The 24,730-nt window shown below is 59.4% G+C and carries 22 protein-coding genes; 4 read left to right on the plus strand and 18 right to left on the minus strand.

Annotation, left to right across the window (positions count from 1 at the left end):
* Nucleotides 1-95: 95 nt before the first annotated feature.
* The 10 genes from GOV80_RS01935 to yajC all read right to left on the minus strand — a co-directional run bounded on the left by GOV80_RS01935 (nt 96) and on the right by yajC (nt 7,087).
* The gene (locus GOV80_RS01935; RefSeq protein WP_170782651.1) at nt 96-635 is read right to left on the minus strand and encodes a DsbE family thiol:disulfide interchange protein; all 540 of its coding nucleotides are present in this window, start codon (nt 633-635) and stop codon (nt 96-98) included.
* Nucleotides 628-786, minus strand: coding sequence for a heme exporter protein CcmD (gene ccmD / locus GOV80_RS01940; RefSeq protein ID WP_170770430.1), 159 nt, complete (start codon nt 784-786; stop codon nt 628-630). Before ccmD ends, GOV80_RS01935 begins: the two co-directional genes overlap by 8 nt.
* Nucleotides 783-1,556 (minus strand): heme ABC transporter permease, encoded by a 774-nt coding sequence (locus GOV80_RS01945; protein WP_170782652.1) that lies wholly within the window; start codon nt 1,554-1,556, stop codon nt 783-785. The genes ccmD and GOV80_RS01945 overlap by 4 nt, the downstream gene beginning before the upstream one ends.
* A gap of 61 nt (nt 1,557-1,617) precedes the next feature.
* Nucleotides 1,618-2,274 (minus strand): heme exporter protein CcmB, encoded by a 657-nt coding sequence (gene ccmB / locus GOV80_RS01950; protein ID WP_170770426.1) that lies wholly within the window; start codon nt 2,272-2,274, stop codon nt 1,618-1,620.
* Nucleotides 2,271-2,885 (minus strand): heme ABC exporter ATP-binding protein CcmA, encoded by a 615-nt coding sequence (gene ccmA, locus GOV80_RS01955; RefSeq protein ID WP_170782653.1) that lies wholly within the window; start codon nt 2,883-2,885, stop codon nt 2,271-2,273. The genes ccmB and ccmA overlap by 4 nt, the downstream gene beginning before the upstream one ends.
* Before the next feature lie 146 nt (nt 2,886-3,031).
* Nucleotides 3,032-3,385: an Mth938-like domain-containing protein gene (locus tag GOV80_RS01960; RefSeq protein WP_170770424.1), complete on the minus strand. Its 354-nt coding sequence runs from the start codon at nt 3,383-3,385 to the stop codon at nt 3,032-3,034.
* 9 nt (nt 3,386-3,394) lie between these two features.
* A complete protein-coding gene (locus tag GOV80_RS01965) occupies nt 3,395-4,153 on the minus strand; it encodes a sulfite exporter TauE/SafE family protein (RefSeq protein WP_170782654.1) in 759 nt (252 codons plus the stop codon).
* On the minus strand, nt 4,134-5,102 hold the full coding sequence (gene secF / locus GOV80_RS01970) for a protein translocase subunit SecF (RefSeq protein ID WP_170782655.1): 969 nt from the start codon (nt 5,100-5,102) through the stop codon (nt 4,134-4,136). The genes GOV80_RS01965 and secF overlap by 20 nt, the downstream gene beginning before the upstream one ends.
* Nucleotides 5,103-5,104: 2 nt before the next feature.
* Entirely contained in the window at nt 5,105-6,766 is a 1,662-nt protein-coding gene (gene secD / locus GOV80_RS01975; RefSeq protein ID WP_170770421.1) for a protein translocase subunit SecD, read from the minus strand.
* Between the two features lie 33 nt (nt 6,767-6,799).
* A complete protein-coding gene (yajC, locus tag GOV80_RS01980) occupies nt 6,800-7,087 on the minus strand; it encodes a preprotein translocase subunit YajC (protein WP_170770420.1) in 288 nt (95 codons plus the stop codon).
* A gap of 201 nt (nt 7,088-7,288) precedes the next feature.
* Here yajC and GOV80_RS01985 point away from each other — a divergent pair, with 201 nt between their 5' ends.
* Complete coding sequence (locus GOV80_RS01985) at nt 7,289-8,950, plus strand: mechanosensitive ion channel family protein (RefSeq protein WP_170770419.1); 1,662 nt, start codon at nt 7,289-7,291, stop codon at nt 8,948-8,950.
* Between the two features lie 72 nt (nt 8,951-9,022).
* The gene (gene serS / locus GOV80_RS01990) at nt 9,023-10,315 is read left to right on the plus strand and encodes a serine--tRNA ligase (protein ID WP_170782656.1); all 1,293 of its coding nucleotides are present in this window, start codon (nt 9,023-9,025) and stop codon (nt 10,313-10,315) included.
* 53 nt (nt 10,316-10,368) lie between these two features.
* On the opposite strand, the gene GOV80_RS01995 is transcribed toward serS, so the two are convergent.
* The 5 genes from GOV80_RS01995 to GOV80_RS02015 all read right to left on the minus strand — a co-directional run bounded on the left by GOV80_RS01995 (nt 10,369) and on the right by GOV80_RS02015 (nt 15,703).
* Complete coding sequence (locus tag GOV80_RS01995; RefSeq protein ID WP_170782657.1) at nt 10,369-10,926, minus strand: helix-hairpin-helix domain-containing protein; 558 nt, start codon at nt 10,924-10,926, stop codon at nt 10,369-10,371.
* A gap of 76 nt (nt 10,927-11,002) precedes the next feature.
* Entirely contained in the window at nt 11,003-11,989 is a 987-nt protein-coding gene (locus GOV80_RS02000) for a fatty acid desaturase (RefSeq protein WP_170782658.1), read from the minus strand.
* A gap of 165 nt (nt 11,990-12,154) precedes the next feature.
* Nucleotides 12,155-13,618, minus strand: a complete 1,464-nt coding sequence (der, locus tag GOV80_RS02005; protein ID WP_170782659.1) for a ribosome biogenesis GTPase Der — start codon at nt 13,616-13,618, stop codon at nt 12,155-12,157.
* 48 nt (nt 13,619-13,666) lie between these two features.
* The gene (locus GOV80_RS02010) at nt 13,667-14,989 is read right to left on the minus strand and encodes a PQQ-like beta-propeller repeat protein (RefSeq protein WP_170770409.1); all 1,323 of its coding nucleotides are present in this window, start codon (nt 14,987-14,989) and stop codon (nt 13,667-13,669) included.
* A gap of 42 nt (nt 14,990-15,031) precedes the next feature.
* Nucleotides 15,032-15,703 carry a hypothetical protein gene (locus GOV80_RS02015; RefSeq protein ID WP_170770408.1) on the minus strand — a complete coding sequence of 224 codons (672 nt, stop codon included), beginning with the start codon at nt 15,701-15,703 and terminating at the stop codon, nt 15,032-15,034.
* A gap of 227 nt (nt 15,704-15,930) precedes the next feature.
* Between GOV80_RS02015 and GOV80_RS02020 the strand changes: the two genes are divergently transcribed.
* Together GOV80_RS02020 and GOV80_RS02025 are read left to right on the plus strand one after the other, a co-directional pair.
* Nucleotides 15,931-17,163, plus strand: a complete 1,233-nt coding sequence (locus GOV80_RS02020; RefSeq protein ID WP_170770407.1) for an efflux RND transporter periplasmic adaptor subunit — start codon at nt 15,931-15,933, stop codon at nt 17,161-17,163.
* Nucleotides 17,160-20,948, plus strand: a complete 3,789-nt coding sequence (locus tag GOV80_RS02025; RefSeq protein WP_170782660.1) for an efflux RND transporter permease subunit — start codon at nt 17,160-17,162, stop codon at nt 20,946-20,948. Before GOV80_RS02020 ends, GOV80_RS02025 begins: the two co-directional genes overlap by 4 nt.
* A 25-nt stretch (nt 20,949-20,973) precedes the next feature.
* On the opposite strand, the gene GOV80_RS02030 is transcribed toward GOV80_RS02025, so the two are convergent.
* The 3 genes from GOV80_RS02030 to GOV80_RS02040 form a co-directional block, all read right to left on the minus strand.
* Complete coding sequence (locus tag GOV80_RS02030) at nt 20,974-21,369, minus strand: DUF2147 domain-containing protein (RefSeq protein WP_170782661.1); 396 nt, start codon at nt 21,367-21,369, stop codon at nt 20,974-20,976.
* Between the two features lie 36 nt (nt 21,370-21,405).
* Complete coding sequence (locus GOV80_RS02035) at nt 21,406-23,211, minus strand: ABCB family ABC transporter ATP-binding protein/permease (RefSeq protein ID WP_237215592.1); 1,806 nt, start codon at nt 23,209-23,211, stop codon at nt 21,406-21,408.
* A 78-nt stretch (nt 23,212-23,289) separates the two neighbouring features.
* Nucleotides 23,290-24,645 (minus strand): LysM peptidoglycan-binding domain-containing protein, encoded by a 1,356-nt coding sequence (locus tag GOV80_RS02040; protein ID WP_170782663.1) that lies wholly within the window; start codon nt 24,643-24,645, stop codon nt 23,290-23,292.
* Nucleotides 24,646-24,730 lie beyond the last annotated feature (85 nt).

Consider the following 24,730-nt stretch of genomic DNA (forward strand, 5'->3'; position numbering starts at 1 on the left):
TAGAATAAGAAAGGACGCCTAAGGGCGTCCTTTTGTTATTTGCGAGGCTCTGCCTCGCGCTCCGAGGTATTTTTGAACAGAAGAACGGGCGGGCTTTATTTGCCTGCAGCTTTTTCCAAGGCTGGGCGGATGGTGCCTTCGATCACGCGTTGGGTGATGGGTCCGGCAAAGCGCAGGATTATGGTGCCTTCGCCGTTGATGACATAGGTCTCGGGTACGCCGTAGACGCCCCAATCGAGGCCCATTCGGCCCTGTTCGTCGCGACCGATGCCAGTGTACGGATCGCCGAGTTCGGTCAGGAAGTCTTCGGCATTGTCCAGTTGGTCTTTGTAGTTGATGCCGTAAAGCGGGATGCCTTCATCGGATAGGGCCTGAAGGTTGGGATGTTCCACTCGGCATGGGGCGCACCAGCTGGCCCAGTAATTGACCAGTTTGACATTCCCGTCGCGCAGCGTGGCGTCGTCGAAATTGGGTTTGCCTTGAAATTCGGTCAGGACGACCGGTGGCGCGGGCTGGCCTTCGCGGGCGGATGGCAACGCGTTTGGATCGTCGCGGAACATGCCGATGCCGGCCAGAACGGCAAAGGCGCCAAAGATCAGCGGTGGCGCGATCATCAGAGGCGAGATTTTAGCCATTGCGGGTCATCCGTTCTTCGAGTTTTTCCATCTCGGTCCGAACCTTGCGGCCCCGCATCACGCTGAACAGGATCAGCGCCGTCAGAAGGCCGATTGAAACCACATAGGACCACAGCACCGTGTCGGCGTATTTTCCAAGATCGGGGATCATCCGTTTACCCTTTCCCGTGCCAGCAACGCCTTGATCCGGCGCGCGCGAATTTCCGTGCCCGTGCGATACAGCACCAGCGCGATGAACAGTAGAACAAACCCGATGATGCACAGAAGCAGCGGGTAGAAATAGATGTTGCTGACTTTTTCCTCGGTATCCGCCCCGGTAATGGCAGCTGCACGCATCACCGATGCGCCTTGGTGCAGACCCTGATTCCAGAAATTCACCGCATAGCGGCTGAGGATCGCAAAAACCGAGCCCACCAGACACAGGACCGAGGTCAGGTCGGCGGCGGTGTCGGGGTCTTCGATCGCTTCCCACAGGGCGACATAGCCCAGATAAAACAGGAATAGAATTAGGAAGGAGGTCAGGCGCGGATCCCAGGCCCACCATGTGCCCCACATCGGCTGACCCCAGATCGCGCCCGTCGCCAGTGCGATCAGTGTCATCACGATGCCAATGGGAGCTGCTGCACGAGCCGCCAACGCGCTGACATGGTGGCGGCGCACAAGCCAGACCAGTGAGGTCGCCAGCATCATCAGCCAGCAATTGATCGCCATCAGCGCCGCAGGAACATGCAGGTAGATGATCTTGACGGTTGATCCCTGTTTGTAATCATCCGGCGTGAAGAAGAACCCCCAGGTCAGCCCAACCACGATGCAGGCGATGGACGTAATCCAGAAAAACGGCATCACCCGTTCGCTGGTCGCAAGGAATTTGCGCGGGTTGGCGTATTCCCAGAGGGCGTTGGCTTTGGCTGCGATAGACATGGGCCTTATCTAGTCCGAGTCGGGTTCGTTCTCAATTGACCTTGGTCAAAGTTTGAGCACGTCACCGAAGGTTGATGCGTAAAACGGCGGCGCTGGCAAAGGGCAGCAGTGCGATTGTGGCGGCGGTGATCCCCGCCAGCATGAGCAGCGGGGTCTGGGTCTCCATCCCGGTGGCGCCACGGCGGGCCACTTCAGCGCCGAAGATCAGCGTGGGCACGTAAAGCGGCAGGACCAGCAGCGACAACAGCAAACCGCCGCGTTTCAGGCCGACGGTCAGGGCTGCGCCGAAGGTGCCGATGACGCTCATGGCGGGGGTGCCGATCAGCAGCGAGATCACCAGCCACGAAAAGCCCGGCACCGGCAGATTCAGCAGCACGCCCAGAAACGGCGCGGCCAGAACCAGTGGTAGGCCTGTGGTCAGCCAGTGCGCAAGCGCCTTGATCGTAACCACGGCTTCCAGCGGCAGCGGTGCCGTGGCCAGCAGGTCGAGCGAGCCGTCCTCCCAATCCAGCGCTAACAGGCGGTCGAGCGACAGCAGGCAGGCCAGCAGTGCGCCCAGCCAAAGCACACCAGGCGCGATAGTCGAAAGCAGAGAGGATTGCGGCCCGACCGAGAATGGCACCAGCACGGTCACGATCAGGAAGAAAGCCAGCCCAAGGCCGAAGCCCCCTCCGGCGCGGAAGGCCAGTTTCAGGTCACGCAGCAGCAAGGCGATCACAGGAAGCCTCCCTCGAAATCGTCGATGGGTTTGGGTTTGGCCTTGTTGGGGCCGACATCCAGAACCTCTCCGTCAAGGCCCAGGTCTATATGAGTGGCGATCAGGGCTGATCCCCCCTGCCCCAGATGCGCGCGCACGGCGTCGGCGAACATTTTCACTGCGTTCTGGTCCAGCGAGACAGTGGGTTCGTCCAGCATCCAGATCGGTCGCCCTGTAACCAGCATCCGCGCCAGCCCTAGCCGCCGTTTCTGTCCCGCCGACAGGTTGCCTGCGTGGCGGTCGGCCAGATCATTCAGAGCAAAGGCGTCCAGCGCCGGTTGTATGCCTTGCGTGCCAAAGACCGAGGCCCAGAAACTAAGATTTTCGACAACCGTCAGCGTGGGTTTCAGCCCGTCGGAATGTGAGGCATAGGCGATCTGATCCTCGGCCCCTTCGATGCGGCCATGCAGAGGGGGTTGTAACCCGGCAAGCGTACGTAGAAGGGTTGTTTTGCCGATCCCATTGGGGCCGCGCAGGATCAGTGCTTTGCCTGCGGGCAGTGTAAAGCTGAGCCCTTCGAGCACGGGAATGCCGCCACGGGTGATGGCCAGATCGGTCACGGTCAGTGTCATAGCGCTCGCTTAGCGGATTGTGGGGGCGGACAAAAGGTCGGAATTGACGCAGAGCTTTAGACGGAACGCGATGTGGTTGGGGTGGGAGTGAGGGGCCAGCCCCTCACGCTCCCCGGGATATTTTTGGCCAGATGAAGGGAGATCCGTCAGACCGGCAGCGCGGCAAGGGCGATGCGGCGACCTTCGGAGAGCAGTACGTTGTAGGTTCGGCAGGCGGCGGGGGAATTCATGATCTCGACCCCGATACCCGCATCTTCAAGCGTGTTACGCAGTTTGGCGGGAATATGTGCCAGCTCTGCCCCGGTGCCGATGAACAGGACGTCAATGTTGGCGGCAAGATCGAGGAGCGGTTGGGCATCCTCATAGCCCCGCCATTCCGAGGTGCCGGTTGGGCCGGTGAGAACCGCGCCGTGAAAGAGCGCGTCGCCCACGCGGAAGAAACCGGGGCCGTAGCCATCGACAGGGGTGGCGTTGGTATAGGTGATCTCGTTCAGGCGCATGGGTGCGTTCTAGCCCCAAAGTGGTAGGCCCGACAAGGCCGCAACGGCAATCACCAGATACGCGGCAGCTCGGTACAGCCTTTCGTGTTCGGGGCGGAACAGTTTGCCGCCCAGCCAATTGCCGATCAGGTTTGGCACAGCAAGCAGCAACCCCAGAAGCGCGGCCATTCCGGTCACCCGCCCCATACCTGTGAGGTAGCCCAGTAGCAGAAAGTCGAAGGCAAATAGGAATAGTAGAATGGTGGCGCGGATGACCGTCACTTGCAGTGGGCGGGACATGTAGAACAGTATGACCGCTGGACCAGGCAGGCCTGCCACGCCTCCAAGAAATCCTGCAGCGCAGCCGATGCCGACCACCATCGTGCGGCTGACATAGCCGTGATAGCGCAGACCTAGGATCAGGACCGCCAGCATCGCGATCGACAGGAGGCTAACCGCGTACCGAAAGACATTCACGTCGACCTGCGTCAAAATCCAAAGCCCAAGTGGCAGGATCAGGGCGCACCCGGCCACCAGCCGGATCAGGTCGCCCCGGTCAACCTCGCGCCACGCACGGCGCAGGTTGGGGAGCGGACCGAAGATATCCATGATGGTCAGCCCAATCAGCGCGCCGAACGGGCCCAGAAAAGGCGTTGCGATAGGCAGGAAGATCAGCGCCGTGCCAAAGCCGGAAAACCCACGCACGATGCCGCTGAGGAAGGCGGCGCATAGAATAATGGACAGCCCTGTGGGGGACTGGCCAAAAAGATCAGGCGTCGATGTTTGCAAACTGGTTGCCCGCCGTGTTCGACGGTTTGGACCAGTCGCGTTTGACCCCCAGCCACAGCAGGATGGTCGAGGCTACGAAGACCGAAGAATACGTCCCGACGATCACGCCCCAGATCATCGCGAAGACGAAGCCACGGATGACGTCTCCGCCCAACACATAAAGCGAGATCAGCGCCAGCAGGGTTGTCACCGAGGTCATGACCGTCCGGCTGAGGGTCTCGTTGATCGAGATGTTGAGGACCTCTTTTAGGTCTTTCTTTTTGTATTTGCGCAGGTTCTCACGCACCCGGTCAAAGACAACCACCGTGTCGTTCAGCGAATAGCCCACGATGGTCAGCAGCGCAGCGATGATCGCCAGATCGAACCGGATTTGCAGTTCCGAGAAGATGCCGATGGTCAGGATCACGTCATGCACAAGCGCGGCCACCGCCCCCAGGGCAAACTGCCATTCGAACCGTAGCCAGATATAGACCAGCACGGCCCCAATCGCGAGGACAACGGCGATCACGGCGGTCTGGATCAGCTCACCCGAAACCTTGGGACCGACGGATTCAACGGACACAAATTGGATATCGGGGGCTGCCGCCTTCAATGCCTCTTCCACAGCCGTTACTGTTGCGGCCGAGACCGCTTCGGCTTCCGCCTGCGCCTGAATGCGGATCATGGCGACGTTTTCGTCCTCGCCAAAGGTCGGGTCGAAAATCTCGGTGATTGTGACATCGCCCAGTTCAAGCGGAGCGATGGCGTCGCGATAGGCACCCACGTCGATCTCTTGCGCCGATTGGGTGCGGATCGTGGTGCCGCCCCGGAAGTCGATGCCGAAATTCAGGCCCTGCAACATGAAGGACGTAAAGGCCAAGACCATCATCAAGCCGGAAATACCCAGCCAAACCTTCCAGCGGCTGAAGAAATCGAACGAGGTTTCTTGAGGGACAAGTTTCAGTCTCATGATCAAACCTCGATCGTTTTCGGGCGGCGGCGTTCGAACCAAATCACGATCATCAGGCGCGTCACGAAGATCGCGGTGAAGACCGAGGTGAGGATGCCCAGACCCAGAGTGATGGCAAAGCCCCGCACCGGTCCGCTGCCCATGGCAAACAGGATTGTCGCCGTGATGAATGTGGTGACGTTTGCGTCCAGAATTGCCGACAGTGCCTTTTCATAGCCCAGCTCAATTGCACGGGCCGGACCTCGGGCGGATTTCAGTTCCTCGCGGATACGTTCAAAGATCAGCACGTTGGCATCCACCGCCATACCGACTGTCAGCACGATCCCCGCGATCCCCGGCAAGGTCAACGTCGCCCCGATCAGTGATAACAGACCGAACAGCAGCCCGACGTTCAGGATCAGCGCGATATTGGCGAAGATACCGAACAAACCATAGCTGAGCGCCATGAAGACCAGGACGGCAACAAAGGCCACGATGGTGGCCACCTTGCCTGCGTCGATACTGTCTTGTCCCAGCTCGGGGCCGATCGTGCGTTCTTCAAGGAACTCCAGCCCCGCCGGCAGCGCACCTGCGCGCAGCAGGACGGCCAGATTGGTGCTTTCCTCAACCGTGAAATTGCCGGTGATGATGCCCGAACCACCCGGAATATGGCTTTGGATCACTGGGGCCGAGATCACTTCGTCATCAAGCACAATCGCAAAAGGCGCACCGATGTTCTCCAGCGTGTAGTCGCCGAATTTACGGGCACCGGACGTGTTAAAGCGGAAATTGACCGCAGGGCGGCCGTTCTGGTCGAACGCGGGTTGGGCGTCGACCAGTTCCTCACCCGTCACAACGGGGGCGGATTCCAGAATGTAATACACACCGTCTTCATCAAGCGAAGGGACGACCTCTTGCCCGATGCCCGGCGCGGTATCCGCATCGGTCGTGCGGCCAGCAACCGGATTGAAGGTCAGTTGCGCAGTGGTTCCGATGATCTCTTTCAGCTCACCCGCGCTGCCGATGCCAGGCACCTGGATCAGAATACGATCCGCGCCCTGGCGTTGAATGGTGGGTTCACGCGTGCCGACCTCGTCGATACGACGGCGGATGATCTCAAGCGACTGTCGAACGGTGCGATCGTCCGAGGCCAGCTTCTCGGCATCCGACAGTTGCACGACGATGGTGTCGCCTTCGGCGCGGGCTTCGATATCAGTGGCCCCTACCCCGGACAGCGTCTGCACCTGACGGGCTAGGCCACGCACGACTTCCAGTGCGCGCGCCATGCCTTCGGGCTGACTGATGCGCACCCGAATCTCATCGGGGGCCGAGTTCTGACGGCGGATGGTGCCTACGGTCGCCCGCTCATCCCGCAGCGCATCGCGGATTTCAGGCCACATGGCATCCATACGGGATTCGTAGACATCGCCGACCTTAACCTCGGCCAGCAAGTGCGCACCGCCCCGCAAGTCAAGGCCCAGATTGACCAAGGACGACGGCAGCCAATTCGGCCACTGCCCCGCTTCGGCCTGCATCTCGGGCGTGTCGATGCCAAGCTCGATCGCGGCCTTGGCATCGTTGGATTGTTCAACGCGCGTGTAAAACGCATTCGGCAGGGCCATCAGCAGGCCGGTCACGCAGACCAGCCAGATCAGAACCCGCTTCCAGGTATCAATGTGCAGCATTACCCTGCCTTTTCAAGGATTTGACGCGCGACGTTACTTCGCCGGTTCAGTCTTGTTCAGAACCTGCGCGATGGTCGATTTGACGACGCGAACCTTGACACCCTCGGCCAGTTCAACCTCGATCTCGTTCTCGCCTTCCTTGACCTTCGACACTTTGCCGATCAGGCCACCCTGCGTGACCACCTGATCACCCCGGCGCACAGCTTCGACCATGGCCTGATGTTCCTTCATCTTTTTCTGCTGAGGACGGATCAGCAGGAAATACATGATCGCAAAGATCAGGATCAGCGGGAGAAACTGGGCGATTGCGCCACCTTCCATGGGATATTCCTTTTGGTTTGGTGCTTGCGGAGGGCCCGCAAATTTTGCGAGAACCTATTCTTTGAACTGACTGTTTGCAAGGAATGGCGGTACAGGTTTTTGCACCGAAACTCAGATAATGCGCAAAGATTTGGCCAAGCGTTGCAGTTAAGTCCTAGAAACAAGCGCTTGCGTCGATATAGTTGAACCGCGGGAGGTCCAATGGCGCAGATTCATCTGAAACTGGGATTGCTACTTCAGATACTGGTCACGACCCTATGGGTTGGCCTTTGTGCAGCGCCTGCTTCTGGTCAGGAAACGGTCGAAGCACCTGTCGAAAACGAAGAACAATCCGAGACCTTCAAAGCACCCGTTATCGTGGACGGCGATACTCTGTTTTTCTTACGTGGTTCCAGCGCACTACCAGCATCGGAACGCGCCGAAGCAGTACAGGAAAAAATAATAGAGGCGGCCGAAGCTTCGGATAGCCTTGAAGTCACAATCACTTATGAGGATACTGAACTCGGTACACGCATACTGGTCGACGGACTTTCGGTATCGGTTGTGACAGTCGCCGACGCGGAATTGGAGCAGATTGAACTGGAAGTTCTCGGTTTTCTCCATGGCGAGGCCATTGAGCAAGCGATCCTAGCCTACAGGTCCAATCGAACTGATCAAGCGCGAGTTTCCGGAGCGATCGAAGCCACCGCATGGACAATAGGCTTTGGTGTCTTTGTAGCCATCATCCTTTGGCTGCATCGCAGGATCAGACGCAAAACGCTGAAATTCGTACAACGGCATCTGAAGGACGTGGAAAACGCCACCGCAAAAAGCGTTCAGGCTGAAGCGATTGCCGCACTGGTTCGATATACCCTGAATTTCGTCCTGCTGGTGATCTTCTTTCTGGGTTTCTACTATTACCTGTCCTTCGTCCTACTCGCCTTTGCCGAAACACGGTACTTCGCGCAGCTTCTGCTGACTTACCTGACTGAGCCTGTTCTACTGATCTTCAAGGGCATCCTTAGTTACATCCCCAACTTGATCATGCTGGGTCTAATCAGCTGGGTCACGCTTTATATCATTCGGGGCATGCGGGTGTTCTTTGACGCCGTCGAGGCCGGGTCATTCGATCTGGGGGATTTTGAGAAACATTGGGTGAGCCCAACCTTCAACATCGCGCGCGTCGTCGTCATACTAATCGCGCTGGTCTTTGCCGTTCCTTATATTCCGGGATCAGATTCGGCTGCCTTTCAAGGCCTGACCATTCTGGTGGGCGCAATGCTGTCGCTGGGCGCGAACTCGGTCGTTTCAAACATGCTGGCGGGACTGTTTGTGATCTATCGCCGCTCGACCTCGATTGGGGACCGCATCCAGATTGGCGATCACATCGGTGACGTGGTGCAGATCAAGCTGATGGAGACGCATCTGAAATCCATCAAGAACGAACTGATCTCGATCCCCAACGCGCAGTTGATGAACTCGGACGTGGTGAATTTTTCCAAGAAAACCGATGGCAGCGGGCTGTTACTGCACACCACTGTCGGCATCGGCTATGAGGAACCGCCCGAGAAGGTCGAGGCCATGCTAATAGAGGCTGCCCACCGCACTAAGGGGATCAAGGCCAAGCCGGAACCCTTTGTTTTGTGGACTGCTTTAGCCGACTACGCGATTAATTACCAGATCAACGGCTATACCACGCGGGGCAGCATCATTCCCAAAATCCGCTCGGACCTGCACCGCAATATCGTGGCCGTGTTCAACGAAAACGGCGTGCAGATCATGACGCCGTCTTATATGGCCGATCCGCCCGATCCGAAAATCCCCAGCGAAGACTGGGATGGCCATCTGGCGCATGAATCCCACGAGGGCGCGGATAAGTCGTAACCGGTGCTACACCCTGCGGTTCAGATGGTGCATAAGCGGTCTCAGTGATTCACGCATTCAAGGATCTGAGACATGCACGACATCCGCGCCATTCGCGAAAACCCCGCCGCCTTCGACGCCGCCCTTGCGCGCCGTGGGGACGCGCCGGTGTCGTCGGACCTGCTTCGGCTGGACGAAAGCCGCCGTGCGAAAATTCTGGCGGCTGAGACCGCTCAGGCCGAACAGAACAAGGCCAGCAAAGAGGTCGGCGCCGCCAAGGCGCGCGGTGATGAGGCGGAATTCGAACGCCTCCGCGCGCTGGTCGCCGAGAAAAAGGCCGAGATCGCCCAAATGCAGACCGAAGCCAAGGATCTGGACGCTCTGCTGACGGATCAACTGATCCGCATCGCCAACCTGCCGGCCGAGGACGTGCCCGAAGGAGCCGATGAAAACGACAATGTCGAGGTCAATCGCTGGGGCACCCCGCGCGAGCTGGACTTTGCTCCGAAAGAGCACTTTGAGATCGACGCCGTGCAAAACGGCATGGATTTCGAGACTGCCGCGAAATTGTCCGGCTCGCGTTTTGTGCTGCTGTCCGGCGGCGTCGCACGCATCCACCGCGCGCTGGCGCAGTTCATGCTGGACACGCATATCAACGAGAACGACCTGACCGAGGTCAACGGCCCCGTTCTGGTTCTGTCGGAAATGATGCAGGGCACTGGTCAGCTGCCGAAATTCGGCGAGGACAGCTATCAGACGCGCGAAGGCTGGTGGCTGATCCCGACGTCCGAGGTCTCGCTAACCAATATCGTCAACGACACGCTGATCGAGGAAAGCTACCTGCCCCGCCGCTATACCGCGCATTCGCTGTGCTTCCGGTCCGAGGCCGGTTCTGCCGGCAAAGATACGCGCGGGATGCTGCGTCAGCACCAGTTCGAGAAGGTCGAGATGGTCTCGGTCACGCATCCGGACAATTCCGACGACGAGCAGAGGCGCATGTTGCGCTGCGCCGAAGGGATCCTGGAAAAGCTGGGCGTGCCCTATCGCACCGTGATCCTGTGTACCGGCGACATGGGCTTTGGCGCGCGCCGCACCTATGACATCGAAGCCTGGCTGCCCGGCCAGGATACGTACCGCGAGATCAGCTCGGTCTCGACCTGTGGAGACTTTCAGGCACGTCGCATGAACGCACGCTTTCGTCCCGAAGGCGGGGGTAAGCCGGAATATGTCCACACGCTGAACGGCTCGGGTCTGGCGGTGGGGCGTTGCCTGATTGCAGTGCTGGAAAACGGCCAGAACGCCGACGGCACCGTCACCCTGCCCAAGGTGCTGGCTCCCTATCTTGGTGGCAAGCTGACACTGCAACTGGACGGCAGTTTGGCATAAGAAAACCGGCGCGCCACAGCCGCCGGTTCGCAAATCTCAAAGGTGAGGAAGGGTTACTTCTTCGCCTTTTTCTTTTCTTTCTTCTTGTCTTTGTTCTTGTCGTCTTTTTTCTTCTTGTCCTTGGACTTGTCGTCCTTTTGGGATTTTTTGTCCTTCTTCGCCTTTGCCTTCACCTTGTCCTTGGCTTTCGAGAACACGGCCTCCATCTCGGCGCGTTTTTTGGCGGCCTTTTCCGCTTTGGCTTTGGCCTTGGCTTTTTTCCGTGCTTTGGCTGCGGCGGCATCTGCGGCTGCTTTTTCCTCGGCCGCTTTGCGGGCCGCCGCCTCAGCCGTTTTTTCGGCAGCGGCCACCGTCTTGCGCGCGACCGGTTTACGCGCCGCCGGTTTGCGCGTCGATGTTCGGCGTGCGGCTGGCTTGGTGGCTGGTTTGGTCGAAATCGCCTCTTTCGCTGCAGCGATCAGCAGCGGCGCACGCGCGACACCAATTCGGGGGACCTTGACCAGATCGGCAGGGCTTGCCTTGGCGATGGCTTCTGCGGTTCTAAAACCGTTTGCCGTAAGCGCTTGTCCTAACGCTTCGCCCACACCTTTAACGTCGGTCACTGAGGTCATTCCTTGTCCTTTCTGTATCTCCAAGCAGATGTATATACACTGAATATACAGATCCGCAAGCCGTATGATCCCAAACCTAACTGCTATGGGCCAAGTTGGCTGTTTGTCGTTTCTTTGGGAACGGCACCAGGCGTTTGGCGTCTTCGTCCCACAGTTTGAGGTTCAATGCCGCCACCGCTTCGGGGAACTTGATCCGGCGCGGCGTGTATTCGGGCGGTAGGTTGTAGTGACATTCCCGCAGTCGATAAGACGGAATACGCGCGTTGAAATGGTGGATGTCATGCAACGTAATGCAGGCCACCGCGTTGTCGAACCACCAACCGAAATCCAATGCGGACGACCCCTGCAAAGCCGCCAGTTTAGGGTCCAGGTCAGGACGCCGATCCCAATAGGTATCCTCAAAATTATGCTGAAGATATACAAGGAATACGCCCAGCATCCCACCCAACAAAGAGAAGACAAGCCACACCAGAATGCCGGTACTGCCCGCTATCAGGTACAGCAGCCCCAGAAACACGATGATAGACAGGTTGTGCAGAACGACACCGGTCACACCGAACCGCATCGTGTTCTTGGGCCAGCGATAACGGATGAAATAGGTGAACAATGCGCCCACTGGGACAAGGATGAACGGATTGCGGTAAAGGCGATAGAACAAACGGGTTTTCCAGTCCGCCTTAGTCCACTCGCGCACTGTCATCGTGTGAATTTCACCGGTTTCGCGATGTTCTAGGTTTCCGATTCCGGAATGGTGCAGATTGTGGTTCTGCTTCATCACTTCGAACGGGGCAAAGGTGAAAGGTGACAGCCCATGCCCGGCCCATTCATTTTGTAGACGTGTTTCGAAAAGGGAATGGTGGCCGCAATCGTGCTGCAAGACATACAGGCGCACGGCGGCAAATGCGAAAACAATCCCGGCGGGGACCATAATATACCAGCGATCCACATAAGCGACGGCCAGCGCAAGCGATGCAAAATACACCGCGAAAGTCCCAAAATAACTGAGAGCCGCCAGCCGGTTGTCCTGCACCGCATATTGTCGCGTGTATTCTCTTAGATCCATCCAGCCCGCCCCTCACGATGGCCCGGTTTAATATCAATTTGAAATTAAGCGTGGAATTCTCACATGCAACCCGCACGCGCGAAAACAAATGCACGCCAGTGAATGCTAGCGTGCAGTTTGGGGCCTGTCACGCCCCTCAGCCGAAAATGCTGCGATTTGGCGCGGTTACGCGCGCCCTTTGAGATGTTTGGCCAAAGCACCGGCGTTTTTCTTACGCCGTCCTTTGTAGGGGTTCTTGTCGCCTTGGCCGCGCAATGTCAGGCGGATGGGCGTACCGGGCATGTCAAAATCCTCGCGCAAGCCATTGATCAGATAGCGGTTATAGCTTTCGGGCATCTTGTCGGGATGCGAGCACATCACCACAAACCCCGGCGGGCGGGTTTTGGCTTGCGTCATATAGCGCAGCTTGATCCGGCGGCCCTGCGGTGCCGGCGGTGGGTGCTGTTCCAGCATCGCAGTCAGCCAGCGGTTCAGCGCAGCCGTGGGCACACGGCGATTCCACACATTATGCGCACGCAGGATGGCCGCACGCAGACGTTCCAGACCCCGGCCCGTCTTGGCGGACACCGTGATCAGAGGCGCGCCGCGCAGTTGCGGCAGCAGCCGTTCAAACGACTCCTTGAGGTCGCGCAGTTTCTCCTGCTTGTCCTCTTCAATATCCCATTTGTTCACTGCGATGACGACTGCGCGACCTTCGCGTTCAGCCAGATCGGCGATACGCAGGTCTTGCTGCTCAAATGGAATTGCTGCATCCAGCAAAACCACCACGACCTCGGCGAACTTCACCGCGCGCAACCCGTCGGAAACCGAGAGCTTTTCAAGCTTTTCCTGCACCTTGGCCTTTTTGCGCATGCCTGCCGTGTCGAAAATCCGCATCGGCGTGCTGTCGCCATCCGGGTCGGCCCAGTCTACCCGAAGGCTGATCGCGTCGCGGGTGATCCCGGCCTCGGGGCCGGTTAGCAGACGATCTTCGCCCATGATCTTATTGATCAACGTAGATTTTCCCGCATTCGGGCGACCTACAACAGCCACCTGCAACGGCTTAGCTGCGGTGATCAGAGGGGTTTCGCCCTCACCATCCTCATCCAGTTCGATATCGGTTTCCGGGGCCTCATCCTGAGCCTGCTCTTCGGCCGCGTCGGCCAGAGGCATCAATTGGGTATACAGGTCCGTCATCCCCTCGCCATGCTCGCCCGACAGTCGGACGGGTTCGCCAAGGCCAAGGTTATACGCCTCAAGCACACCGGCATCGGCGGCTGAGCCTTCGGCCTTGTTCGCCGCAAGGATCACATGTTTCGAACGTTTGCGCAGGATATCGGCAAACAGCTCATCGGTCGGTGTCACGCCAACCCGCGCATCGATCATGAACAGACAGACATCCGCCATGTCTACAGCGCGTTCTGTCAGTCGACGCATCCGACCCTGAAGGCTGTCATCGGTGGCGTCCTCAAGCCCGGCGGTATCAATCACGGTAAAACGCAGATCGGCCAGACGCCCTTCGCCCTCGCGCAGGTCGCGCGTCACGCCGGGCTGGTCGTCGACCAAGGCCAGACGTTTACCAACAAGGCGGTTGAAAAGGGTGGATTTGCCCACATTCGGGCGCCCCACGATGGCGAGGGTCAGTGACATGACATTCAACTTTCAAGACTCAGACGCGCCCTTTAGCGCATCTTTTCGTCAACGGAAAGCGTGTAGATCACCTTTGGTCGATACGACATACAAGGTCTGCCCCGCCACGACGGGTGCAGTGGTGGCCCCGCCGGGGACCTCGACCCGGTTGACCAGCGCGCCATCGACGGGATTAAAGAAGCGCAGGTAGCCATCATTCGAGGCGATTACGATGCGCCCTCCGGCCAGAATCGGGCCGTAGTGAGCCACTATGGGACCACGACGGTTGGGTTTGTCCTTTACGAAGCCTGGCAAGTCCTGCGCCCAGACTACCTGACCAGTCGCTGCGTCCAGACGGATCAGCTGGCTGCGGTCGCTGACCTGGAAAATGCTGTTGCCCGCAGGCCAAACCGTATCAATTGCGCCTTCATCGGCGGTCCACTTTCGCTCACCGGAATCCGCGTCAAAGGCCACGGTGCGGCCCGAGTGGTTCCCAATATAAATCGTGTCACCCACCACCATCGGGCCACCGGTGACATCAACGATCTGCGCCGCCGCGCGTCCACGGCGCCCACCGGCCACCGAGGCGTTCCAGCGGCGGATGCCGCCACGACGGAACGTGGCCGACACATCGCCAGAGCCAAAGGCGAACACGGCAAATTCCTGCGCGATTACCGGAGCGGGCGCACCCAGGACGTTTCCGACGCTCGGCGTGGCTTGAATCTGCCAAGCGATCCGCCCGTCTTTGACATCCACGGCCCAGCCGGTCTCATCCCCGGCGACCAGATACAGCAAGCCGCCATTCACCAAAGGCGCGCCGCTGCCGGTGGCGTTCAACCGTTTCTGCCAGCGGGTTACGCCGGTTCTGGCATCCAGCGCGGTAAGGCGACCAAACCCGGATGACACATACAAAACACCATCAGCATAGGCCAAGCCACCGCCTGTGGCGTCCGCGTCGCCATCCTGCGCAGGGATCAGATTAACGCTCCAGACAGTTGCGCCTTGTGCGGATGTCGCGGTGACGTTGGCGCCAGAGTCCAGAGTGTAGATCAATCCGCCTGCTACGACAGGCTCGGCTGTGATGCGCTGTTTACGCGAATCCCCCTTACCGATGGAATTCGACCATACCCGTTGCGGAGTCGCGCGCAATTGCGCATGCGTGGTGCGGAACGCCGCTGTGCCAGGACTTTGCGGCCAGCTTACATTAGCTTGCTGGGCCGGCAGGCTGATAGGTTTGGCTCCACGTGTCTCAACCGCCTCGGAATCCGCAGCGGGGCGGATATCCTCACGGGGGCCGACCAGGATCACCTCGGCTTCCTGACAGGCAGCCAGTACTGTCAGGGAAAGAACTGCGACCGACGCTCCGACGCGGGAAAATAGACTTGTTACCATGATATTGCGCACTCGCCTGTCCAATATGTGTTCCGCCCCGGATTAGCCCTGCCGGGCTATCAGCGGTTCGGGTTCACCCCCAAGGGCTACAATCAGTTGCGCAGCACGCTGTTGCAGGTCAACACCGATCTCGGCATCTTGGCGCAGCGCTTGCAACCGCGCAATCGCCGCGTCGACATTGCCTTCAGACACATCCAGCAGCGCCAACTGCTCCTCCGCAAGCAAGCGCAACGGCGCACCCGGCGCAGCCAAGGCTTCGAATTGCTGGCGTCTGTCTGCGATGGGCAGGCTATCCGCTTGCAGCAACAAGGCTTTAAAAGCCGCAATCGCCCGGTAGATCTCAGGCAGGTCCCCCTGCACCGCAATGGTGTTCAGACTTGCAACCGCATCCGCCTCGGACCCGGCTTCAACCTGGGACGCCGACAGCAACATATTCAGGACTGCATCTCCACCCGGCGCCGCCGCCTCAACCTCCGACAGGGAAGCAGCACGTTCCGCCGAGTCGTTCAACGCCAGAGCCGCTAGAATCGAGTCGCCCAGATCCTGGGCCTGTCCGGTTGCCCGCGCCTTACGCACCTCGTTGAAGGCCGCGCCGCCGACGATCAGAACCACGGCCAGCACACCGACCCAGCCCCAGCGCCGCAGCAGCAGGTAAAGACGGTCCCGGCGGACCTCTTCGGTCACCTCATCAATGAAACTGTCGGTGTCGCTCATCCCTGCCCTCCGGGGCTGTAATCCGTGGTGTATGGCGCCATGTCATAACCCGCCACATTTGCCAAGCCAAGGGTCCGAATTCGCACATTTCCCACTAGGCGGCACAGGCTTGCGGAAAAAAGTGAACCAAACTATTCAGTTTAGCGTGGAAAAGCTGCATAATCAGCCCCACATTTAAGTACGTGCGTCAACACCATCTTGGCGAAAATTTCTGGGAGAAACCCTTTATGCGCTTGATTTCGCTGGTAAATGCGGTTCTGGTAACAGTCGCACTGTTCCTGCTGGTGTTCGAGCGCGATGCGTTGTTTGCATTCGCAGGGCGGGCCGAAGCCGACGAAACAAGCGCAACCGAGTCGCCTGAACCAACATCAGATGCTTCGGACAAGTCCGCCGTCAACGTGGTTGCCCTGCGTTCAGTCGCACGCGAGATTGACAGCGCTGTGTTGCTGCGGGGCCAAACAAAAGCCAATCGTCAGGTCGAAGTTCTGGCCGAAACCACCTCGACCGTGATCTCGGAACCCAAGCGCAAGGGCACCTTTGTCGAGGCCGGGGATTTGCTGTGTGAACTGGATCCCGGCACCCGCCCGGCCAGTCTGGCCGAGGCAATGGCCGCCAAGCTTGAGGCCGAAAGCCGTATCCCCGAAGCCGAAGCTCGTTTGGAAGAGGCCCACGCATTGGTGGCCGAGGCCGAGATCAACCTAACCGCCGCGCAAAGACTGTCGGAAACTGGCTTTGGGTCGGAAACGCGGCGGGTTGCCAGTCAGGCCGCCATGCGCACCGCCGAGGCGGGTATCAAAACTGCCGAGGCAGGTCTGGAAGCCACGCGCGCCGGTATCGAAGCCGCCATTGCCGAGGTCGAAGCGGCCCGGCGCGAGATCGACCGTCAAACGATCGAGGCCCCGTTCAAAGGCCTACTGGAAAGCGACACTGCCGAACTTGGCAGTCTGATGCTGCCCGGCTCGCTATGCGCCACAGTGATTCAGCTTGACCCGATTAAGCTGGTGGGCTTTGTACCCGAGACAGAGGTCAACCGCGTGATTGTCGGGTCTGAGGCGACGGCGCAACTGGTTACAGGCCTTCAGGTGGCTGGCCGGGTCAGCTTTCTCAGCCGGTCCGCGGACGAAACTACCCGGACATTCGAGGTGGAAATCACCGTCCCCAACCCTGATTTGACAATCCGCGATGGCCAGACGGCAGATATCCGTATCGCGTCCGAAGGCACCAAGGCGCACCTGCTGCCGCAATCGGCCCTGACCCTCAGCCGTGAGGGGCAAGTCGGCGTGCGCACCATTGCGGCGGGCAACATTGTCGCCTTCCAGCCGATCCAACTGTTGCGTGACACGTCCGAAGGCGTCTGGGTCGATGGCCTGCCTGAAACGGTGGATATCATCGTGATCGGGCAGGAATTCGTGACTGCGGGCGTGAAAGTCGCCCCCACCTACAGGAACCTGACCGAATGATCGGAATCGTCAGCTGGGCCGCTGGCCGGGCCCGTATGGTCCTGGCCTTTATCGCCATCTCGCTGGTGATTGGCGGCTATGCCTATATTGGTCTGCCCAAAGAAGGCGAGCCGGATATCGAGATCCCGGCCCTGTTCGTCTCGGTTCAGTTCCCCGGCATCTCGGCGGAAGATTCTGAGAATCTGTTGGTCAAGCCGATGGAAACCGAGCTGGCCGATCTTGATGGTCTGAAAGAGATGACCTCGACCGCCGCCGAAAGCTATGGCGGGGTCGCGCTGGAATTTGATTTTGGCTGGGACAAGACCGCCATCATGGCGGATGTGCGCGATGCGATGAACAGCGCTCAGGCCGAATTTCCGGAAGGGGCCGAGCAATATTCGCTGACCGAGATCAACTTTTCCGAGTTCCCCATCGTCATCGTCAACCTAACCGGCGCGGTACCCGAGCGCACAATGGCGCGCGTCGCCAAGGACTTGCAGGACGATCTGGAAGCGATGGACTCGGTTCTTGAGGCCGGTATCGCGGGCAATCGGGACGAACTGCTGGAGGTCATCATCGACCCCCTGCGTCTTGAGGCCTACAACGTCACCGCAGCAGAACTGATCAACGTCGTTCAGAACAACAACCAACTGATCGCCGCAGGTGAGGTCGAAACCGCACAGGGTACATTCTCGGTCAAGATCCCCTCGTCGTTCAAAACGGCGCAGGATGTCTACGACCTGCCGGTCAAGGTCAATGGCGACCGGGTCGTGACCATGGGCGAGCTGGCGCAGATCAACTACACTTTCGAAGACCGCGAAGGCACCGCAAGGTTTAACAGCGAATCCACGGTCGCCTTGCAAGTGGTCAAGCGCAAGGGTTTCAACCTGATCGACACGGTCGAGGACGTCAAAAAGACCATTGCCACAGCTCAGGCGAAATGGCCCGACCAGATGCGCGCCACGATCGAACTGGGCACCTCGAACGATCAGAGCCGCATCGTTGGCTCGATGGTCAGCCAGCTTGAAGGCTCGGTCCTGACGGCGATTGCGCTGGTGATGATCGTCGTTCTGGCGTCGTTGGGCACGCGGGCGGCGCTGTTGGTGGGGTTTGCGATCCCGACCTCATTCCTGCTGTGTTTTGCCTTCCTTGCCGTTATGGGCGTCAGTATTTCCAACATCGTGATGTTTGGCTTGATCCTTGCGGTGGGGATGCTGGTCGATGGCGCGATCGTTGTGGTGGAATATGCTGACAAGCGCATCAAAGACGGCGTCGGGCCCATGCATGCCTATGTCGAGGCGGCGCAACGCATGTTCTGGCCTATCGTGTCGTCAACCGCGACCACACTCTGTGCCTTCCTGCCCATGCTGTTCTGGCCCGGCGTACCGGGTGAGTTCATGGGCATGCTGCCGGTCACGCTGATCTTTGTTCTGTCTGCCTCACTGATCGTTGCGCTGATCTACCTACCCGTGATGGGCGGCGTGTCTGGCCGTCTGAGCCGTGTGTTCGACCATGCCGCAGACTGGCTGCGGGTCCGCCTGTCCTGGCGCGCACGTGTCGCGCTGGTACCGCCTGCGATGCTGCTAATCTTTATGGGCGCCATACAAGTCCTGAACCCGGCCTATCTGATGCCTGCTGGCAGCTCGGGCGGTTTGGTATTCGGGGCCATCCTGTTCACGCTGGGGGCGTTTGCCGGCTCTGTCACGCTCAGCGCCGCTCGGATTGAACGCGCGCCGGACCCGCATGTGCACACCGCCCGCGAACACACTCGCTTTGGCCATGTGATCAAGTTTCTAGTCGGCAATCCGATCATGCCGGTGGTGTCGATTCTTGTCGTAAGTGCCGCTGTTGTCATGGTCATGATCGCCTATGGCAACAACAATCGCGGGGTCGAGTTCTTTGTCGAAAACGAACCCGAACAAGCCACTGCCTATGTGCGCGCCCGTGGCAACATATCCCTGGCTGAAATGGACCAGATGGTTCTAGATGCCGAACGGATCATCGGATCGCACCCCGCCGTGGTCAATGTGTTCTCTTTCGCTGGAGAAGGTGGCCTGACGCAGAACAATGGCGGCGCGCAGGCCCCCGCTGACACCGTGGGCCGCGTTCAGTTCGAGATCATCCCATGGGAGGATCGCCCAACCATTTCCGAGCCAATCCTGTTTGGTCTGCTGGACCGTCAGACCATCGCGCCAGAGTTTGACGGCGATGTCGTTCTGGACGAGTTGAATGCCGAACTGGCTACCATTCCCGGCATCGTGGTCGAGATTCTGCCACTGGAACAGGGCCCGGCCTCGGCCAAGCCGGTACACCTGCGCCTGAAGGGCGACAGTTGGCCTGAGCTGACTGCTGCCACGCAAACCGCACGCGGAGTGTTTGACGAAACGCCGGGGCTGATCAAGATCGAAGACACCCTGCCCCTGCCCGGTATCGACTGGCAGATCGACGTGGACGTTGCCAAAGCGGGCCGGTTTGGCGCGGATGTGGCGACCGTCGGTGCCATGGTTCAGCTTGTGACCCGCGGCCTGCTGCTGGGCGAAATGCGCCCCGACACGGTCGATGAAGAGATCGAAATACGCGTCCGACTGCCCGAAGATGACCGCGTGCTGTCAACGTTGGATACCTTGAAAGTGCGCACAGCGGACGGTCTGGTGCCCCTGTCTAACTTTGTGACCCGCCAACCTGTCGCCAAACTGGCCGAGATCAATCGCGTCGACCAGCAGCGTTACTATGATGTGAAAGCGGATGTTGAACCGGGCTTGGTCGATATGATCGCCATGTCGACCGACAGCGAAGGACAGAGCATCGAAGACAAGCGTCTTGCCTTGGTCCGCGAGGTTCAGGATGATGCGACCTCTACGCTGTCAACGATCGACGGTGGCAATGGAAAGACCTATGAGGTCGCGCAACTAACCGGCGCTGCGGATATGCAAGAGGTGCAGTCCCAGGCTGAAACCGCGACCTACCGGCCCGTGACACCGAACGAACGCATCGCGCTGCTGACCGAGTGGCTGGATAACGATCCCTTTGGCCCCGCGATTGCGTGGGAATGGACCGGAGATCAGGAAGAACAGGCCGAATCCGGTGCCTTCCTGGCGAATGCCTTCCTAGGGGCGCTGGGGTTAATGTTTGTGATACTGCTGGCGCAGTTCAACTCGCTCTATAACTCGGTGCTGGTGCTGCTGGCGGTGGTCCTGTCGACCACCGGGGTGCTGATCGGCATGATGGTGATGCAGCAGCCCTTCTCGATCATCATGACCGGGACGGGCATCGTGGCTCTGGCCGGGATTGTGGTGAACAACAATATCGTTCTGATCGACACCTATCAGGAATACAGCAGCTATATGCCCCGGATCGAGGCGATCATACGCACCGCCGAATCCCGTATCCGCCCGGTCTTGCTGACCACGCTGACCACCATGGCCGGTCTGACGCCGATGATGTTCGGCCTGTCGCTGGATTTCATCAACGGTGGCTACTCGATCGACAGCCCGACTGCGCTGTGGTGGAAACAGTTGGCCACCGCCGTCGTGTTCGGGCTGGGCATTGCAACGGTGCTGACGCTGATCGTAACGCCCTCGATGCTGGCGCTGCGCGTCTGGGTCACGACCTACGCCCTGTGGCTAAGCCGGTTGCTGATGCGCGTCACGGCGGGTGAGAACAGCCCGCTTGCGCAAGAGGTCGCGATCCGGCGTGCTGCCCGTAAGGCGCAAGCGTCCGAAATGGTTTGGGATGATTCAACGGCAGATGACCGCGATCAGAAACCGGGTCATCCGCCTGGTCCACCGCTGAAAGCTGCCGAATAGAACTGGGTCAACCGCCGGAAAGCCCTTATAACCGGGTCCAGGACTGGTGCGCGCAGATATGATGCTCGCACCCTTTGACCTTGAGCGTATCGCCCTGCAAGGTCATCTGCGGTACCGCGTCCACATTGATCAACGGCACCCAGAACTCACCGCCGCCATAGCCACCTCCGCCTTGGCTGGACACGTCCCAGAACAGCTTTTTGCCAATATTGGGCGTCTGCACCTCTTTCCCCGAGGAATCATAGGCCGACAGAATCTGACCGCAGAATTTGTCGCCGCACGCAGTGATCTTGATATGCGAGGTTAGGTTCTTGCGGTCCGGTTCAGTCTTCCACACTCCGACAATCGGATCATCTGACGCGAGCGCTGGCATCGCGCTCAGAACAATTGCGGCAACTGCCAGTTTCAAAGCAATACGCATCACCAGACCTCTAACCATTGGGGGCAGTATAACAGGTTATGCAGCTTGGGCATCCGATTGCTGACGGCTCCACAACTGGGCGTAGCGGCCCTGACGTTCCAGCAGCTCGTCATGGGTGCCCTGCTCCAGAATCTCACCTTGTTCCAGCACCACGATCCGGTCCGCTTCGGCGATGGTACTCAGACGGTGGGCGATGGTCAGAACCGTGCGCCCTTCGCCCGCGCGGGCTAGCGCATCTTTGATGTCCTGCTCGGTGTCTGTATCCAGCGCCGAGGTCGCCTCGTCCAGCAACAGGATCGGCGGGTTCTTGAGCAAAGTACGTGCGATCCCGACGCGCTGCTTTTCTCCGCCCGACAGCTTCAGGCCGCGTTCGCCGACCTTCGTGTCATAGCCTTCGGGCAGGGTCACGATGAAGTCGTGAATCTGCGCAGCCCTTGCGGCGGCCTCAACATCCTCTTGCGTGGCGCTATCGCGGCCATAGGCGATGTTGTAGCGGATCGTGTCGTTGAACAGGACGGTGTCCTGCGGCACCACTCCGATCGCTGAATGCAGGCTGGTTTGCGAGACATCCCGCACATCCTGCCCGTCAATCTTCAGCGCCCCACCTGTCACGTCATAGAAGCGGAACAACAGCCGCCCAATGGTGGATTTGCCCGAACCTGTCGCCCCAACGATGGCCACCGTCTGCCCCGCCGATACGGTCAGCGACACTCCCTTCAGGATTTCCCGGTCCGCGTCATAGCCAAAGCGCACATCCTGCAATGTCACTTCGCCGCCCGTCACCTTTAGCGCGGGCGCATTGGGCTTATCCGTCACCTCGGCGGGTTGTTCCAGCAGATCGAACATCTGCCCCATATCGACCAGAGCCTGCCGGATCTCACGATAGACCGTGCCCAGAAAGTTCAGCGGCACGGTGATTTGGATCATGTAGGCGTTGACCATGACGAAATCACCCACCGTCAGCGCTCCATTCTGCACGCCGATTGCGGCCAAAACCATGACCCCGATCAGCCCGCAAGTGATCAAGAACGACTGTCCGAAATTCAAAAAAGCCAGCGAATACGCCGTCTTGAGCGCTGCCCCCGCATAGGCCTTCATAGACACATCATAGCGTTCAGCTTCGCGCGTTTCGGCGTTGAAATATTTGACGGTTTCGAAGTTCAGCAGGCTGTCTATGGCACGTTGATTGGCCTCGGTGTCCTGATCGTTCATCTCCCGGCGCAGTTTCACCCGCCATTCGGTCACGGCAAAGGTGAACCAGATGTAAAGCGCGATGGTGACGGCCACGACGACCAGATACCACACGTCGAACAGCCACATCAGGATGATCGCGACCAACAACAGTTCGAGTATCAACGGACCGATGGAGAACAGCAGGAACCGCAACAGAAACTCGACACCTTTCACACCCCGCTCGATGATGCGGCTAAGGCCGCCGGTGCGGCGGGTCACGTGATAGCGCATCGACAGTTGGTGTATGTGCTGGAAGGTCTCTAGCGCCAAGGCGCGCAGGGCGCGTTGACCCACGGGCGCAAAGGCCGCGTCGCGCAGCTGCTGAAAGCCAACATTCATCATGCGTGCGATGCCATAGGCAACGGTCAGGCCGACGGCCCCCAACGCCAGCGGCGGCACGCCGTCTCCGGCCAGGCTGTCCACCGCATCGCGATAAAGGATGGGTGTGCACACCGCGATCACCTTGGCCAGCACCAGCATGGCCATGGCGATCACAACACGCCGTTTCACCCAAGGCTCATCATCTGGCCAAAGGTAGGGCGCGACCTTACGGATCGTGCGCCAACCCGACCGTCGCTCGTCGGTTTCAGGCTTATCTGCGGATAGCATAGGGGCTGCTCGTCTCATCACGTACCAGAACTGCGGTCAGAGATTAGCCCCTGACCCAAGAGGGCCAGAGGTACAGGATTATTCAGGAATGGTGAAGACCTGCCCCGGATAGATCAGATCAGGGTCGCGGATGGCACTGCGGTTGGCCTCAAACACGCGCACAAACAGCAGACCGTCGCCATAACGTTCCCGCGATATCGCCCAGAGCGTATCGCCCTCTTGCACGGTAACGGATCGGATAGCCGGGGCCTCAGCCGCGGCTGCAGCCGCGTTGGACGCCTCGGCCGCGCGCAGAACCTCCAGCGGTTCGCGTTTGAACGGCGTCTCCAGCCGGCTGACAACGGTGCCGTCAGAGCCCACCTCATCCACGCGCAGGGTGTAGACGCCGGGGTCGACATCCTCCAGCTCACTGCGCCATTTGCCGTCATCGGCAGGCGGCAGGTCATCCACCAACTTATTGTTGAGGTAAAGCCGAACGACCGAGCCATCCGGCACGCGCCCGGTCAGCTCCACATCTCCAGTGTCCGAATACCCAATTGTATCCAGTGCTACCTGATCCGCGTCTTCCTGAGGTGTTGCAGGCTGCACCAGCTCGACCCCATCTTCACCTGAGCGCAGGATTGCAACCTGCTGTTCCGGTTCCTCTTTTTTGGGCTCTGGTTCCACTGCGGCGACTTGCTCGTCCGCCGCGGGTTCTTCAGGAGCTTCTGCAGCCTGTTCTTCCTCGGACGCAGTGTTCTCTGCAATCTGTGTACCTTCATCCGCCGATGGCGCAACGTCTTCCTGCACGGTCGCCGGGGGTTCATCCTGGACCGGCTCAGCCTCCACCACAGGTTTGGGCAAGGCTGCGATCAGGTAGTCATCCGAGCGCACGGGCTGATCCTGCCCATCGGTTTCAAGCGTCAAACCACGCGCCGCACTGGAAAACGGGATCAGGACGAACTCGGCAAACTGTCCGCTGCGATCCACGGTGAAACTGTGCACCGTTTCACCATCCAGCAGCACTCGCACCACCGAGCCCGGCTCGGCATTACCCGACAGCACCGCGTTACCGTCGGGCTCGACAAAGATCTGATCAAGGCTGGGCGGGATTGTCTCAGGCGCGGCCTCGGCCGTGTCTTCCGGTACTGGTTCAGCCTCAGCCGGAGCAGCATCCTCAGCCACCTCCGGTTCTGACGGTGCGGTCGTCTCGGGCTGCGTTGAAGCAACGGGTTCTTCGGACGCAGCCGGTTCCTCCACCGCGGCCGACGTTTGCGCGCTTTCGGTCGGCGCGGGCTGTTCGGGGTTGGCTTCTGCTTGTGGCGCAGGGTCTTCGGCCACAGGATCGAACGCGCCGGACAGATAGGCCCCGCCCGCCCCGATCAAAACCACTATTCCGGCGATCACCCCCCAGGTGAAAGTACCGGAGCTTTCGCGTCCAGACTGATCGTCCATTCTTTTCCTTCCACTCCGCAGCGCAAATGCTTTGACTTCCACGCATTCTGCCTGACGGTTGAGCCAATCTATCAATCTCGCTATC

Source organism: Ruegeria lacuscaerulensis (assembly GCF_013034685.1).
In the GTDB taxonomy this organism is placed as follows: domain Bacteria; phylum Pseudomonadota; class Alphaproteobacteria; order Rhodobacterales; family Rhodobacteraceae; genus Ruegeria; species Ruegeria lacuscaerulensis_B.

What these genes read in the sequence shown, in the direction of transcription:
- GOV80_RS01935 (WP_170782651.1), bottom strand. Translation starts at nt 635, where the DNA reads ATGGCTAAAATCTCGCCTCTGATGATCGCGCCACCGCTGATCTTTGGC.
- ccmD (WP_170770430.1), bottom strand. Translation starts at nt 786, where the DNA reads ATGATCCCCGATCTTGGAAAATACGCCGACACGGTGCTGTGGTCCTAT.
- GOV80_RS01945 (WP_170782652.1), bottom strand. Translation starts at nt 1,556, where the DNA reads ATGTCTATCGCAGCCAAAGCCAACGCCCTCTGGGAATACGCCAACCCG.
- ccmA (WP_170782653.1), bottom strand. Translation starts at nt 2,885, where the DNA reads ATGACACTGACCGTGACCGATCTGGCCATCACCCGTGGCGGCATTCCC.
- GOV80_RS01960 (WP_170770424.1), bottom strand. Translation starts at nt 3,385, where the DNA reads ATGCGCCTGAACGAGATCACCTATACCAACGCCACCCCTGTCGATGGC.
- secF (WP_170782655.1), bottom strand. Translation starts at nt 5,102, where the DNA reads ATGAGACTGAAACTTGTCCCTCAAGAAACCTCGTTCGATTTCTTCAGC.
- secD (WP_170770421.1), bottom strand. Translation starts at nt 6,766, where the DNA reads ATGCTGCACATTGATACCTGGAAGCGGGTTCTGATCTGGCTGGTCTGC.
- yajC (WP_170770420.1), bottom strand. Translation starts at nt 7,087, where the DNA reads ATGGAAGGTGGCGCAATCGCCCAGTTTCTCCCGCTGATCCTGATCTTT.
- GOV80_RS01985 (WP_170770419.1), top strand. Translation starts at nt 7,289, where the DNA reads ATGGCGCAGATTCATCTGAAACTGGGATTGCTACTTCAGATACTGGTC.
- serS (WP_170782656.1), top strand. Translation starts at nt 9,023, where the DNA reads ATGCACGACATCCGCGCCATTCGCGAAAACCCCGCCGCCTTCGACGCC.
- GOV80_RS01995 (WP_170782657.1), bottom strand. Translation starts at nt 10,926, where the DNA reads ATGACCTCAGTGACCGACGTTAAAGGTGTGGGCGAAGCGTTAGGACAA.
- GOV80_RS02000 (WP_170782658.1), bottom strand. Translation starts at nt 11,989, where the DNA reads ATGGATCTAAGAGAATACACGCGACAATATGCGGTGCAGGACAACCGG.
- der (WP_170782659.1), bottom strand. Translation starts at nt 13,618, where the DNA reads ATGTCACTGACCCTCGCCATCGTGGGGCGCCCGAATGTGGGCAAATCC.
- GOV80_RS02010 (WP_170770409.1), bottom strand. Translation starts at nt 14,989, where the DNA reads ATGGTAACAAGTCTATTTTCCCGCGTCGGAGCGTCGGTCGCAGTTCTT.
- GOV80_RS02015 (WP_170770408.1), bottom strand. Translation starts at nt 15,703, where the DNA reads ATGAGCGACACCGACAGTTTCATTGATGAGGTGACCGAAGAGGTCCGC.
- GOV80_RS02020 (WP_170770407.1), top strand. Translation starts at nt 15,931, where the DNA reads ATGCGCTTGATTTCGCTGGTAAATGCGGTTCTGGTAACAGTCGCACTG.
- GOV80_RS02025 (WP_170782660.1), top strand. Translation starts at nt 17,160, where the DNA reads ATGATCGGAATCGTCAGCTGGGCCGCTGGCCGGGCCCGTATGGTCCTG.
- GOV80_RS02030 (WP_170782661.1), bottom strand. Translation starts at nt 21,369, where the DNA reads ATGCGTATTGCTTTGAAACTGGCAGTTGCCGCAATTGTTCTGAGCGCG.
- GOV80_RS02035 (WP_237215592.1), bottom strand. Translation starts at nt 23,211, where the DNA reads ATGCTATCCGCAGATAAGCCTGAAACCGACGAGCGACGGTCGGGTTGG.
- GOV80_RS02040 (WP_170782663.1), bottom strand. Translation starts at nt 24,645, where the DNA reads ATGGACGATCAGTCTGGACGCGAAAGCTCCGGTACTTTCACCTGGGGG.